General features: G+C 63.2%; 10 protein-coding genes. 8 read left to right on the top strand and 2 right to left on the bottom strand.

Annotation, left to right across the window (positions count from 1 at the left end; translation table 11 throughout):
- Together ACMGF8_RS12655 and ACMGF8_RS12660 are read right to left on the bottom strand one after the other, a co-directional pair.
- Positions 1 to 1,185, bottom strand: a complete 1,185-nt coding sequence (locus tag ACMGF8_RS12655; protein WP_207167222.1) for an acetyl-CoA C-acyltransferase — start codon at positions 1,183 to 1,185, stop codon at positions 1 to 3.
- A gap of 16 nt (positions 1,186 to 1,201) precedes the next feature.
- Positions 1,202 to 3,322: a 3-hydroxyacyl-CoA dehydrogenase NAD-binding domain-containing protein gene (locus ACMGF8_RS12660; protein WP_250329262.1), complete on the bottom strand. Its 2,121-nt coding sequence runs from the start codon at positions 3,320 to 3,322 to the stop codon at positions 1,202 to 1,204.
- Positions 3,323 to 3,645: 323 nt separating this feature from the next.
- Here ACMGF8_RS12660 and ACMGF8_RS12665 point away from each other — a divergent pair, with 323 nt between their 5' ends.
- From ACMGF8_RS12665 to ACMGF8_RS12700, 8 genes are all read left to right on the top strand, one after another.
- Positions 3,646 to 4,362, top strand: a complete 717-nt coding sequence (locus tag ACMGF8_RS12665) for a GntR family transcriptional regulator (RefSeq protein ID WP_102861729.1) — start codon at positions 3,646 to 3,648, stop codon at positions 4,360 to 4,362.
- A complete protein-coding gene (locus tag ACMGF8_RS12670) occupies positions 4,359 to 5,147 on the top strand; it encodes an SDR family oxidoreductase (protein ID WP_207167224.1) in 789 nt (262 codons plus the stop codon). Before ACMGF8_RS12665 ends, ACMGF8_RS12670 begins: the two co-directional genes overlap by 4 nt.
- A 99-nt stretch (positions 5,148 to 5,246) precedes the next feature.
- On the top strand, positions 5,247 to 6,179 hold the full coding sequence (locus ACMGF8_RS12675; RefSeq protein WP_102861616.1) for a 3-keto-5-aminohexanoate cleavage protein: 933 nt from the start codon (positions 5,247 to 5,249) through the stop codon (positions 6,177 to 6,179).
- Positions 6,180 to 6,258: 79 nt separating this feature from the next.
- Positions 6,259 to 7,608, top strand: coding sequence for an MFS transporter (locus tag ACMGF8_RS12680; RefSeq protein WP_416759818.1), 1,350 nt, complete (start codon positions 6,259 to 6,261; stop codon positions 7,606 to 7,608).
- Between the two features lie 544 nt (positions 7,609 to 8,152).
- The gene (locus ACMGF8_RS12685) at positions 8,153 to 8,734 is read left to right on the top strand and encodes a fimbrial protein (protein ID WP_102861617.1); all 582 of its coding nucleotides are present in this window, start codon (positions 8,153 to 8,155) and stop codon (positions 8,732 to 8,734) included.
- Positions 8,735 to 8,762: 28 nt separating this feature from the next.
- Positions 8,763 to 9,518 (top strand): molecular chaperone, encoded by a 756-nt coding sequence (locus ACMGF8_RS12690; protein WP_416759820.1) that lies wholly within the window; start codon positions 8,763 to 8,765, stop codon positions 9,516 to 9,518.
- Between the two features lie 66 nt (positions 9,519 to 9,584).
- Positions 9,585 to 12,287, top strand: a complete 2,703-nt coding sequence (locus ACMGF8_RS12695) for a fimbria/pilus outer membrane usher protein (RefSeq protein WP_347402719.1) — start codon at positions 9,585 to 9,587, stop codon at positions 12,285 to 12,287.
- The gene (locus tag ACMGF8_RS12700) at positions 12,284 to 13,021 is read left to right on the top strand and encodes a fimbria/pilus periplasmic chaperone (protein ID WP_242553912.1); all 738 of its coding nucleotides are present in this window, start codon (positions 12,284 to 12,286) and stop codon (positions 13,019 to 13,021) included. Before ACMGF8_RS12695 ends, ACMGF8_RS12700 begins: the two co-directional genes overlap by 4 nt.
- Positions 13,022 to 13,031: the final 10 nt, after the last annotated feature.

Genomic DNA, 13,031 nt, shown 5'->3' on the forward strand with positions numbered 1-13,031 from the left:
TCAATAGATTTCGAACAGCGCAGCGGCGCCCATGCCGCCGGCGATGCACATGCTGACCACGGCGTACTTCACGCCCCGCCGGCGACCCTCAAGCAGCACATGGCCGGCCAGGCGCGCGCCGGTCATGCCGAACGGGTGACCCAGGGCGATGGCTCCGCCGTTGACGTTCAGGCATTCGTCGGCAATGCCCAGCCGCTGCTGACAGTAGAGCGCCTGGGAGGCGAAGGCTTCGTTGAGTTCCCAGAGGCCGATGTCCTCGACCTTGAGGCCATGCCGGGCCAACAGCTTGGGCACCGCGAACACCGGGCCGATGCCCATTTCGTCGGGCTCGCAGCCAGCCACTGCCATGCCACGAAACACCCCCAACGGGGTCAGGTTGGCGCGGGACGCTTCCCGGGCCTCCATCAATACGCAGGCCGAGGCGCCGTCGGACAGTTGCGAGGCGTTGCCGGCGCTGATGAAACGCTCAGGGCCTTGCACCGGCTGCAGTTTGGCCAGGGCCTCGTAAGTGGTGCCGCGACGGTTGCAGGTGTCGGCCTCCACCGTGACCTGCAGCTGGCTGACCACACCGCTCTGTTTATCGGTCAGCGCCATGGTGGTGGTGCAGGGGATGATTTCCTCGCGGTAGCGGCCGGCCAGTTGTGCCGCTTCGGTCTTGCGCTGGCTCTCCACCGAGAAGCGGTCCTGGGCCTCGCGACTGATGCCATAGCGCGCGGCGACGATGTCGGCGGTTTCGATCATCGGCAGGAACAGTTCCGGCTTGTGCTGCAGGAGCCAGGGATCGAGGTCCGGGTCGTCGCTGGCGCCGCGGCCACGGATCTGGGAAATGCTCTCCACACCGCCGGCGATGATCGCTGGGACACCGTCCACCACGATGCGTCCCGCCGCCATGGCAATGGCCTGAAGCCCGGAGGCGCAAAAGCGGTTGACCGTGGTGCCGGCGATGCTGATGGGCAAGCCGGCACGGACCACTGCCAGGCGCGCGACGTTGCGCCCGGTGGTGCCTTCGCCGTAGCCGCAGCCGAGGATGGCATCTTCGATCAGCTCTGGATCGATGGCGGCCCGCTCGACCGCGGCGCGTACTGCGAAGGCGGCGAGGGTGGGGCCGGGGGTGATGTTGAATTCACCTCGATGGGCCTTGGTCAGGGGCGTGCGGGCAGTGGAGACAATGACGGCTTCGCGCATGGGACGTGCTCCTTGGTCAGTGGCTGTGATTGAGGCTGTCAAAGTTCTCGCCGCGCTCTACCAGCTGCACCAGCAAGGGTGAGGCTGTCCAGAACAGCGGATCTTCTTCGGCAAACTCGCGGATATCCGCCAGGACCTGGGGCAGGCCGTACTGGTCGGCGTACTTGAGCGGGCCCCCGCGATAGCGCGGAAAGCCGTAGCCGTGGATAAGGGTGATGTCCACGTCCAGGGGGCGCAGGGCGATGCCTTCATGCACCACGTTGGCGCCCTCGTTGATCATGGCCGCCATGTAGCGCCGCAGGATTTCCGTGTTGCTGAAGGCCCGGGGCGTGATGCCGACCCGGGCCCGCTCGGCGTCGATGATCGCCAGGACTTCCGGGTCCTGGCTGGCGCTGCGCGGGCCCTGGGCATAGAGGTAGTAGCCGCGCCCGGTTTTCTGCCCGAACCAGCCGCGCTCGCAGAGGCGGTCGGCGATCTGTACATAGCGAACCCGGGGATCACGGCTGGCGGCCTTGCGCTGGCGGGTCGCCCAGCCGATGTCGCCACCGGCCAGGTCCGCCACCTGGAAGGGGCCCATGGGGAAGCCGAAATCGCGCAGGACCTGGTCGATCTGATAGGGCGAGGCGCCGTCTTCCATCATGTAGTCAGCGGCCTGGCGATAGACCGCGAGGATGCGATTGCCGATAAATCCATCACAGACGCCGGCGCGTACCGGCACCTTGCGCAACTGTTTCGCCAGCTCGAAGGCCGTGGCGACGACCTCCGTGGCGACCTTGGCTGGCACCACGATCTCCAGCAACTTCATGATGTTGGCCGGGGAGAAGAAGTGCAGGCCGATCACGTCGGCAGGTCGCGAGACGCTCTGGGCGATGGCGTTGATGTCCAGGTAGGAGGTGTTGCTGGCGAGTACGGCGCCGGCCTTGCACACGCGATCCAGTTCGGCGAATACCGCAAGCTTGGCCGCCATGTCCTCGAACACGGCTTCGATCACCAGATCGGCCTGGGCCAGATCCCGGTAGTCGGTGCTGGCGCGGAAACGGGCCAGGGTCGCGGCTTTGTCGGCCTGGGTCAGGCGACCTTTGTCGATCAGGGTGTCGTAGACCTTCTCGACATTGCTGCGGCCGCGATTCAGGGCGTCCTGGTCGCGTTCGATCATGGTCACTTCCAGCCCCGCGTCGAGGACCGTCACGGCGATGCCGGCGCCCATGGTGCCACCGCCCACCACCCCCACTCGGGCAATGGCCCGGGGGGCTGCCGCGCGGGTCTCGGGGGCCTTGAGCACTTCCCGTTCCGCAAAAAAAGCATGCACCAGCCCGGCACGCTGCGGGCTGTCGAGGCACTCCAGAAACAGTCGGCGTTCTTCGCGCAGGCCGTCTTCGAAGGATTGATCGAGGGCCGCTTCCACGGCCTGGATGATGTGCAGCGGCGACAGCAGGCCTCGGGATTTCTGCGTGGCCTGCTGGCGGGCGGCATCTATCGCTTGGCGCTGGGCGGCTGGCTCGCTCAGGGCCTGAGCATCCCGGGTGCGTCGGACAGTGGCGCCCTGTGCCAGCAACTGGCGCATGTAGGCCAGGCCTTCGGCCAGGGCGTCATCGCTGTCCCCCAGACGGTCCACTAAACCCAGATCCAGGGCCTCCTTGGCGCTCAGATGGCGCCCGCTGAGCATCAGTTCCAGAGCCGCTTTGGCACCGATCAGGCGTGGCAGCCGCTGGGTGCCGCCGGCCCCGGGAAGCAAGCCCAGCAACACCTCTGGCAGGCCGAGCCGGGCGCTGCCGGTGGCCAGGCGGTAATGGGCGGCGAGGGCGACTTCCAGGCCTCCTCCCAGGGCCACTCCCTGGATTGCCGCCAGCACCGGTTTGCTGCTGTCCTCGATCCGCTTGGTCACCTCCGGCAGCGCCGGCGCCTGGGGCGTCTTGCCGAATTCGCGAATGTCGGCGCCGCCACAGAAGTGTCGTCCTGCACCGACCAGCAGTATGGCTTCGACCGCCGGGTTGTCGTTGGCGCTGTCGATAGCCGCCAGCAGTCCGCGGCGGATCTCCACCCCCAGGGCGTTGACCGGCGGGTTGTTGAGGGTCAGCACCAGGATGTTTCCGTGTAATGCGCTTTCGACGATGGGCAGGGCTGTTTCGCAACTCATTGCAGCAGTCTCCGGGGTGAAGGGCAGCGAGAGGTCGGTGGGCGCGGTATGGCGTTGAGGGTGACCAGCAGAACATCCCAGTCACGGATAGCTTTATTCCGCTATTTGAATCACTTGGCGAAAATAATCCTGTCATCAATGAATAGTGTGGTCAATACGGAATATTGTTCCGCAGTGCGGAATTTATGAAATATTTTAGTGATGAATTTGCCCTTCATGACGGGCTGTGGATCAAATCCTGATGTTTGACATATTTGATTTGTGATCACATATTGTCGAGCACAAGAACCACAACACAGGTAGATGCCATGTCTGAAGGTCCTATATCCCAAGGCCCAATCCCCCTTCCCACGTTGCGTCAGGTTTCTCGCGATACCTTGCAGGAGCAGGTGTACCGGCAGATTCGCGAAGCCTTGATGAGTGGGCGTTTTCAGCCCGGCCAGAAGTTGACCATTCGTGGCCTGGCCGAAGCCCTGGGTTCCAGCCCCATGCCGGTGCGCGAAGCGCTGCAGCGCCTGAGCGCGGAAAATGCCTTTGAGGTCACGGAAACTTCCCGCCTGCGAGTGCGAATGATGACGCTGGAGCGTCTGCGGGAGATCCGTGATGCACGGGTGGCCCTGGAAGGGCTGCTGGCGGAAAAGGCCCTGCAGCATCTGCAAGAGGGCGATCTGCAGGAGATCACCGATCTGTGCCGGCAGATGCAGAAGGCTGCCGATGAGGTGGATGTGTCCCGTTACCTATGGACCAACTTCGCCTTTCACCGACGTATCTATGCCGTGGCCCGAGCCGAGCTGACCATGGCCGCGGTGGAGAACTTCTGGCTGCACATGGGGCCGTGTTTTGCCCTGGTGGCGCCGGACCAGGCCCACCTGCAACGTTCCATGGAAGCCCACAATCGCATCGTCGAAGCCCTGGCCACCGGCGATGGTCCGGGAGTGCGAGCGGCCGTCACCGACGACATCATGCAAGCGGCAGACTCCCTGGGCCGGCTGTTGGCCAAGAAGCCTGGTGCGGCGGCGCTCAAAGGAGGTCGGGCATGAGCATCTTGCAGCGTTTACAGCCTTACCCAGGCTTGCGGGTGATGATTTCCGGCGGCGCGGCGGGCATCGGTGAAGTGCTGGCCAGGGCCTATCTCGAAGCTGGCGCCCAGGTGCACGTCTGCGATGTCAGTGAGGCGGCCCTGGCGGCGTTCCGGGATCGCTACCCCGAGGCGCTGGCGACCCGCACCGATGTCGCTGATCCGGCACAGATCCAAGCGCTGTTCGAGCTTCAGGTGGAGCGCTTCGGCGGGCTCGATGTGCTGGTCAACAACGCTGGTATTGCCGGGCCCACGGCCGGCATCGATGCCGTCAGCGACGCCGACTGGCAGCGCACCATCGATATCAACCTGACCGCGCAGTACCGTTTTGCCCACCACGCAGTGCCGTTGCTCAAGGCTTCGGCCAATGCCCATCTGCTGCACATCGCCTCGGTGGCCGGGCGCCTGGGATATGCCTGGCGTACGCCGTATGCGGCCACCAAGTGGGCCATTGTCGGGTTGATGAAGTCTCTGGCGGCCGAGCTTGGGGCCAGCGATATCCGGGTCAATGCGCTGTTGCCGGGGATAGTCCAGGGCCCGCGCATGGACGCGGTGATTCAGGCCCGGGCCGAACAGACCGGGGTGCCGGTGGCCGAAATGCGCCAGGAGTACCTGAACAAGATCTCCCTCAAGCGCATGGTCAGCGCCGAGGACGTGGCCGCCATGGCGCTGTTTCTCTGCTCGCCGGCGGCTCGCAATATCACCGGCCAGGCGATCAGCGTCGACGGTAACGTCGAGTACCTCTAGCCGCGCCCGCGATCCGCACCGCTGAAGGTCGTCAGCGGTGAATTCCATCAGCGACACCCAGGGATTTTTTTCATCAAGAATAAAAGTCGGAGTACCGTCATGTCTGGAAAAACGCCTGTCATCATCACTTGCGCTGTCACCGGGGCGATTCATACCCCGTCCATGTCGCCGCACCTGCCGATCACCGCCGCAGAAATCGCCGCCGAGGCCATCGCTGCGGCCCAAGCCGGTGCGGCCATCGTGCACCTGCATGCCCGAGACCCGGAGGACGGGCGGCCGAGCCAGGACCCCGAACTGTTCCGGCGCTTCCTGCCGCAGATCAAGGAGGCCTGCGACGTGGTGATCAACCTCACCACCGGTGGCGCCCCCACCATGGGCGTCGAGGAGCGCCTGCAGCCGGTGCTGGAGTTCAAGCCGGAGCTGGCCTCGCTGAACATGGGCTCGATGAACTTCGGTCTGTACGAAATGCTCAACCGCTTCACCGAGTTCAAGCACGACTGGGAGCGGCCGTACCTGGAGGAGAGCGACGACCGGATCTTCCGCAATACCTTCCGCGATATTGCCCATATCCTCAGCGCCTGTGCCGAGAATCGCACCCGCTTCGAGATTGAGTGCTACGACATCGGCCACCTGTATACCGCGGCGCATTTCCTTGAGCGCGGCCTGCTCAAGGCGCCGCTGTTCATCCAGTCGGTGTTCGGCCTGCGGGGCGGCATCGGTGGTCATCCCGAGGATCTGGCGCACATGCGCCGTACCGCCGACCGGCTGTTTGGCGATGCCTATCACTGGTCGATCCTCGGCGCCGGGCGCAATCAGATTCCCCTGGCCACCATGGGCCTGGCCATGGGCAGCCATGCCCGGGTCGGCCTGGAGGACTCGCTGTGGGATGGCCCCGGCAAACTGGCGGCCAGCAACGCCGATCAGGTGCGGCGCATTCGCACGGTCATCGAAGCCCTGGGCGGTCGTGTGGCGACCCCGGATGAAGCCCGGGCCCTGCTCGGGCTCAAGGGGCGTGAGCACGTCGCGTTCTGACCCTTGAAGGTCCGTGTCAGCGGCCCTGGCTCCAGGCCCGCTGACGATCCCGCATAACAACTACAAAGGGATATGCCCCATGAACACTGCAACCACAGCAGCGCCCCGGGACCCGCAACAGGTGACCCGCCTGATGTTTCTCAAACTCATGCCGCTGTTGATCGCGGCCTATGTCCTGAGCTTTCTCGACCGCACCAACATCGCCCTGGCCAAGCACCAACTGGATGTGGACCTGGGTATTTCCGCTGCCGCCTATGGCCTGGGTGCCGGGTTGTTCTTCCTCACCTATGCGCTGTCCGAGGTGCCCAGCAACCTGATCATGCACAAGGTCGGCGCGCGCTTCTGGATTGCCCGGATCATGGTCACGTGGGGGCTGATCTCCGCCGCCATGGCCTTCGTCCAGGGCGAGACCTCCTTCTATGTACTGCGCCTGCTGCTGGGCATCGCCGAAGCCGGCCTGTTTCCCGGGGTCATGCTGTACCTGACCTACTGGTTCGACCGCCGGCAACGGGCCCGGGCTACCGGCTATTTCCTGCTGGGGGTGTGCCTGGCCAATATCATCGGCGGTCCGCTGGGCGCCGCGCTGATGAAGATGGACGGCTTGCTGGGCTGGCATGGTTGGCAGTGGATGTTCCTGCTCGAAGGGCTGCCGGCGGTGTTCTTCGCCTGGGTGGTCTGGCGGCGCCTGCCGGACCGTCCAAGCCGCGCACCCTGGTTGAGCGCCGAGGAGGCCCGGGGCATCGAGCAGCGCCTGGCCGACGAAGCCGATGAGGGGGCAGGGCAGGGCGGGCATTCGTTCCGGCAGTGCTTTACGCCGCAGATCCTGCTGGCGATCTTTGTCTACTTCTGCCACCAGATCACCATCTACACCGTGATCTTTTTCCTCCCCAGCATCATCGGCAAGTACGGCAGTCTGAGCCTGATGAGCGTCGGCCTGCTGACCTCCTTGCCGTGGATCGTCGCGGCGCTGGGGGCGATCAGCCTGCCACGGCTGGCCACCAGCGCGCAGCGGGCACGGCGACTGCTGGTCTGCGGCTTGCTGACGATGGCGGCCGGGCTGCTGATTGCGGCCTTTTCCGGGCCGGTGTTCAGCCTGCTGGGGTTCTGTGTGGCGGCGCTGATGTTCTTTGTGGTGCAGTCGATCATCTTCCTGTACCCGGCGTCACGGCTCAAAGGTGCGGCCCTGGCGGGAGGCCTGGGCTTTGTGAACTCCTGCGGACTGTTGGGCGGTTTTGTCGGCCCCTCGGTGATGGGGGCGATCGAAATGAGCACCGGCGATGCCATGAACGGCCTCAAGGCCATTGCCCTGGTGCTGTTGGTGGCGGCGCTGGCGGCCTTGCGCTTGCGTCAGGGCCAGGAAGACCCGCGTCCGGTGCGCCCCATGGCCGCAGTTGCGCACCCTGTTTCGGGGCGCTCAAACGCGTTGTGAGCGCTTGCAGCACAGGCTGCGTTGTCGAGAACTCTGGCCAAACGCCCGGTGCAATGCACCGGGCGTTTTTCGTTGGGCGGACGTTCGGGGCTTGCCCAGCACTTAGGTCCGGAAGCGGCCGACCGTCACTTGATCAGTTGGTTACAGCGCTGAATCTCTGTCGTATATCGCGTGTTTGCAGTCTATGGGGCTCTATATAAGAAGTGTCTTATTTATTGGCTGTTTTTAGTGTGTTTAGTGGTTTTTAAGTAGTACAAGTTTCCGAGAAAAATCTTGTTCATTTAGAGAGTGCTCCTTGTTACATGAAGATTGGTCGTTATTCTAAAAGAAGAGGGCAGTCGGTATCGTAATGTCCGCTCCGGATGGAATGCAGAAGCCTGTTGTCAATATGCATTTTATTATGGGCGAGAGCGGTTGATCGAGGTTGTTGTGGTGTTCAACTCATGTCTCGTTGGCTCGAAGTTCAGCAAGGCTGTACGTCTCGGGAGGGCGAAGTTGTTTTGAATACTGTGCTCTTAGACGGTTTTTAATAATAGGGAATCAGATGAAACTTAAATCTTTTGCATCCATGGCGACCTCCGGGTTGCTGCTTGCGGCACTGACTCCGGCATTGAGCTACGCAGAAACCGGTGTCAACTCCGGCAACGTGAAGTTCGAAGGCCTGATCTCCAGTGTCAGTTGCAAGGTTCAGGTCGATGCCAACGAATCCGGAGCGAACACCGGCACGGTCAAGTTCGGCAACGTCCTGCCTTCGGTTTTCGCCGGTGGCATCGGCACGGCTTCCGAATTCAAGGAATTCAACATCAACCTCAGTGGCGGCGGCTGCACCGACGGCTCCAAAGCCGCCGTCAGCTTCCACAAGGATGGTTTCATTGATAACGCCACCGGCAACCTGCGTCTGATCGACAGCGGTTCTGGTTCGGCCTCGGGCGTGCAGATCCAGATTCACAACAACGGCGCCACGCCGGGGAAAATCGACCTGTCGGAAAACAACAATCAGCAGGTTGCCGAAGTTATCGGTAACAAGGCCGTGCTGAAGTTCAAGGCCTCTTATGTGGCGGTCAGCGACACAATCGTTGAAGGTCGTGCCGACTCCAATATCAACTTCGATGTGACGTACAACTGACAGCTGTCAGTTACATAAGGAGTTGCTCATGGCGCCGAAAGCGCATGTGTTTAAAACGTTCGTTATCGGCGCCTTCTTCCTGAGTTTGTTCTCTTCGGTAGTCAATGCGGAAATAGTCATTCATGGCACTCGTGTGGTTTATCCGGCGAGTGCGCGTGATGTGACACTGAGAATGAATAACCCAGGCAGCATGCCGATATTGGTTCAGGCCTGGATTGATGATGGTGATGCCAGTAAGGCGCCGGAAGAAATGAAAGTGCCCTTTCAACTTACACCGGCACTCAGTCGCCTGGAGCCCAATGCCGCGGCGGTACTGCGTATTGGTTATTCGAAAGAACCGTTGCCCGCTGATCGTGAGTCACTGTACTGGCTGAACATTCTGGAAGTTCCGCCCCAACAGAAACAGGATGAAAACCGATTGGCCTTTACCTTCCGTCATCGGATCAAGTTGTTCTTTCGTCCTGCGGACTTGAAGGTCGATGTCAACTCGGCGGTGGAAAAACTCAGTTGGAAGTTTGAGCCCGCGGGAGTGGCCAAAGACCAGGCCGCAGGTCCGGTCATCCAGGTATCCAATCCAACGCCTTACTACCTGTCTTTCAGCAAGGTCGAGGTGCAAGTGCAAGGACGCACCGTCGACCTGGGGACCGGGATGGTCGCGCCTTTTGGTCGGGAGTCCTTCGCCTGGCCGGCAAGCGCTGAAAGAGCGCCACGCAATGCGGCTGTGCGCTTTGAAGTGGTCAATGACTTCGGTGGCCGGGTGCCGCTTGAAAAGAACCTTCTCTAGTTGCCCTGTTAATTCAACTCCGCTCTTGGCCCTGGTTATTGAACGCTGAGTGCATTGGTATCGATTATGTTCAGTGTGCAGCCCTTCTGGCTGGGTTTTCCTGTGCTTGCGCGAGTCTGTCCTGGCGATGCTCCGGCCCGGCTCTTGCGAGCACTGTCGGTGCTGGCCGGGCTGCTGGGGCTGGCGGCTCCTGTGGCTGCCCAGCCGACGACCGCTGATCAAACCGTGCTATCGGAGGTGTCCGGCGACACGTCGCAGAACAGTCCGGTGTTCTTCGATACCCAGATGCTGTTCAAGGGGCCGGGAACCCTCATCGACACGCAGCGCTTCGAGCGCGCGGGTTACGTGGCGCCGGGCAAGTACCTGCTGGATGTGCGGGTCAGTGGCGCCTGGCGCGGGCTGATCGAGATCGAATTGCGCGAAAGCGCTGACCCCCAGGGCAGCCAGCCCTGCTACGACCGCGAGTTGCTCACGCAATTGGGCATCGACCTGCACAAAGCCGACGCCGCGTTGGCGCCTGCCAGCCATCCGCTGCAAGGCGATGGCCTGTTCTGCGGGGACCTTGCCAGTTACATCCCCCACGTCACCACCAGGGTCAACATGGCCGAACAGCAGCTTGAACTCTCGGTTCCACAGCTGTTCGTGCTGCCTGAAGTTGCCTCCAGCTATGTCGATCCGGCCAGTTGGGACTCGGGCATCAACGCTGCCCGGCTGAACTACAGCACCAACCTGTTCAGCACCCAGAGCCGTGGCCAGCGCAGTACCAACGGTTATGCCGGATTGAGCATGGGCCTGAACCTGGGAAACCTGCGCCTGCGTCACAGCGGCACCTTGTCCTGGTCGCCCGACAGCGGCAGCGATTATCAGCGGGGCTATATCTACGGCCAGACCGACCTGACCGACTGGCGTTCGCAATTACTGGTGGGGGAGAGCGTGACCGATTCCGAGCTGTTCGATTCGGTGTCGTTTCGCGGGGTCAAGTTGTTCAGCGATGAACGCATGCTGCCCACCACTCAGCGCTATTTCGCCCCGGTGGTGCGCGGCACGGCCAATACCAACGCCAAGGTCACGGTGCAGCAGCGTGGTTACCTGGTGTATGAAACCACCGTTGCCCCAGGCCCCTTCGAGATTGCCGACCTGCAGGCCGCCAGCTTTGGCGGTGACCTGGAGGTGACGGTCACCGAGGCCGATGGCCGTACCCAGCGTTTTACCGTGCCCTTTGCCACCATGGCCCGCCATCTGCGTCCCGGCGTCACCCGCTACAGCCTGACCGGCGGTCAAGTGATCAGGGCCGGAGGGCGTGGCCTGCACCAGTATGTGGCCCAGGGCACCCTGCAACGCGGGCTGGACAACCAGGTCACCGGTTATGCCGGTGCCTCGCTCACCGGCAGCTACATGGCCGGCCTGATCGGCGCAGCGCTGAACACCGAGCTCGGAGGTTTCGGTCTCGACCTGACCCAGTCCCGCAGCCAGGTGCCGCGCAATGGCAACCTGCAGGGCACCAGCCTGCGTCTTTCCTACAGCAAGAACCTGCATGACAGCGGCACCCAGTTCTCGTTGCTGGCCTATCGCTATTCCACCCGGGGCTACCTGAGCCTGCGGGACGCCATCGACCTTGAGGACTTCGTCAACCGAGGCGCGCGCTTCGAAGACTTCGCCCGGGTCCGCGATCGGCTGGATGTGACGATCAACCAGCGGGTGGATGGCCTCGGCGGTGACTTTTACCTCAACGGCTCCTCCCTCAACTACTGGAACAGCCGCGGTCAGGCCCGCAACTACGCCATGGGCTACAACCATCAGTGGCGCGGCCTCAGCTATGCCCTGAGCGTCCAGCGTACCCAGGGTTCGAGCCAGTTCTCGGGGCGTCGCACCCGCAGTGAGAACACCTTGTGGAGCCTCAGTCTGTCGCTGCCCCTGGGGGGCGTCGCCGGGCGTTCCACCCTGGCCAATGCCTTTGCCAGTCACGACCGGAATTCCGGTGCCCGTTACTCCAGCGGCATTTCCGGTTCACTGGGCGAGCACGACACGGCGTCCTATGGCGTCTCGGTGTCCCATGATGCCCAGCCGCGGGAAACCTCGACCAACGCCAACCTGAGCTACTACCTGCCGCAGGTGACCCTGAGTTCGAGCCTGTCCCAGGGGCGTGACTATCGGGCCCAGTCGCTGGGTGCCTCCGGCGGCATGCTCCTGCATTCCGGGGGCCTGACCCTGTCCCAGACCCTGAGTGAAACCGCAGCCCTGGTGCATGCCCCCCATGCCAGGGGCGCCAGTGTCGGCTACGCCGGTACGCAGGTGGACGGACAAGGTTATGCGGTGCTGCCGAGCCTGGCGCCCTATCAGCTCAATACCGTGGACCTGGACCCCAGCGGCATGGATGAGGATGTCGAGCTGCAGGTCAGTTCGCGCAATGTCGCGCCCCGGGCGGGGGCCGTGGTCAGGCTGTCCTACCCGACCCGCAAGGCCCGGGCGTTTCTGATCGACAGCCGGCAGGCCGATGGTGCGCCGCTGCCCTTTGCCGCCAGTGCCCTGGACGCCGACAGCGGCGAGGAGCTGGGGGCGGTGGGGCAGGGCAGTCGCCTGGTGCTGCGCAGTGAGAAGGACCGGGGCCGCATCCGTGTGCAGTGGGGCGAAGGACCTGGCGAGCAGTGCCTGATCGACTATGTATTGCCGGCGCCCGCGGCGCAGCCGGGCAACGATTCGCTTCTGCTCGACTTGCCGTGTCACCGCTGGGCGCAGCAGAGCGCCATCACCACGGAGCCTGCATCTTGAGTAGCAGTCTTGCTTGTGTGGTGCGTTGCGTGTGCCTGTTGGCGGCGGTGCTGCTGTTCAGCCAGGGCGTGCGCGCCGATCTGTCGATTGTCGGCACGCGCTTTATCTATCCCCAGGGGCTGGCGGCCTTGAGCATCCGGGTCGGCAATCTCGGGACGGCGCCGCTGCTGCTGCAGACCTGGCTGGACAAGGGCGATGCCTCGGTCGATCCGAGCCGGCTGGCGGTGCCATTCGTGCTTTCGCCCCCGCTTTCGCGGCTTGATCCGCAGCAGAGCTCCGTCCTGTCGCTGCGTTACAGCGGTGAACCGCTGCCTGTCGATCGCGAGTCGGTGTTCTGGCTCAACTTTCTGGAAGTGCCGTCCCTGCGGCCTTTGAGCAGCAACCAACTGAGCCTGAGTTACCGCCTGCGCATGAAGCTGCTGTATCGCCCCAAGGGCCTGCCGGGTCGCGCCGACGAGGCGGCGCGCCAGCTGCGCTGGAGCCTGCAGAAGGCAGAGCAGGCGGCGCTCAGCGTGAGCAATCCGACGCCGTACTACGTGTCCCTGGCTCGGGTGGATGTGGGCGACCCGCGCCAACCCATGACTGTGCAGGGCATCACCGTCGAGCCGTTCGGCTCGGCGCGCCTGCCGTTGTCCGCCGCGCCGGTGTTGAGCGGCGGCGCGGCGGAAATTCGATACCAAGTGGTTTTAGACAGCGGGGAGACGCTGAGTGGAAGTGTGCAAATACACCTGTAGTGGTACGGCA

The organism is Pseudomonas sp. BNK-7 (assembly GCF_048072025.1).
GTDB classification, from domain to species: domain Bacteria; phylum Pseudomonadota; class Gammaproteobacteria; order Pseudomonadales; family Pseudomonadaceae; genus Aquipseudomonas; species Aquipseudomonas danubii.

Bases quoted from the DNA above. Each gene is read 5' to 3' on its own strand.
- ACMGF8_RS12655 (WP_207167222.1), bottom strand. From the start codon at position 1,185: ATGCGCGAAGCCGTCATTGTCTCCACTGCCCGCACGCCCCTGACCAAG.
- ACMGF8_RS12660 (WP_250329262.1), bottom strand. From the start codon at position 3,322: ATGAGTTGCGAAACAGCCCTGCCCATCGTCGAAAGCGCATTACACGGA.
- ACMGF8_RS12670 (WP_207167224.1), top strand. From the start codon at position 4,359: ATGAGCATCTTGCAGCGTTTACAGCCTTACCCAGGCTTGCGGGTGATG.
- ACMGF8_RS12675 (WP_102861616.1), top strand. From the start codon at position 5,247: ATGTCTGGAAAAACGCCTGTCATCATCACTTGCGCTGTCACCGGGGCG.
- ACMGF8_RS12680 (WP_416759818.1), top strand. From the start codon at position 6,259: ATGAACACTGCAACCACAGCAGCGCCCCGGGACCCGCAACAGGTGACC.
- ACMGF8_RS12685 (WP_102861617.1), top strand. From the start codon at position 8,153: ATGAAACTTAAATCTTTTGCATCCATGGCGACCTCCGGGTTGCTGCTT.
- ACMGF8_RS12690 (WP_416759820.1), top strand. From the start codon at position 8,763: ATGGCGCCGAAAGCGCATGTGTTTAAAACGTTCGTTATCGGCGCCTTC.
- ACMGF8_RS12695 (WP_347402719.1), top strand. From the start codon at position 9,585: ATGTTCAGTGTGCAGCCCTTCTGGCTGGGTTTTCCTGTGCTTGCGCGA.